Annotated in this window: 1 pseudogene; it reads right to left on the reverse strand. The window is 59.9% G+C overall.

The features are described 5' to 3' along the window. A pseudogene (locus tag EN857_RS34040) lies at positions 1 to 289 on the reverse strand (oxidoreductase); the annotation flags it as partial. Positions 290 to 302: the final 13 nt, after the last annotated feature.

A 302-nucleotide genomic window follows, 5' to 3' on the forward strand; every position in this document is an offset into this window, starting at 1 on the left:
GTTCGAAGTTGCCGTTCATGGCGCTTAGTTGCCTGATCTGCGCCAGGAACGGCGTGATGCCGATGCCTCCGGCAAGCAACAGGTGCTTTCGCGCCCGCAAATCCAGTGCGAAGAGATTGACCGGATTGGAGATGACCATTTCCATCCCCGGCCTCACCTGCCGGTGCATGAACAACGAACCGCCTCTGCCATTGTCGTCGCGACGGATCGAGATCGAATAGCCCTCCCGGTCGGTCGGATCGCTCATGATCGAGTAGGGATCGCGGCGCACGCGATCCTGGTCGTTCATCTCCACGACCGTA

The organism is Mesorhizobium sp. M4B.F.Ca.ET.214.01.1.1 (genome assembly GCF_004791545.1).
GTDB classification, from domain to species: Bacteria; Pseudomonadota; Alphaproteobacteria; order Rhizobiales; family Rhizobiaceae; genus Mesorhizobium; species Mesorhizobium abyssinicae.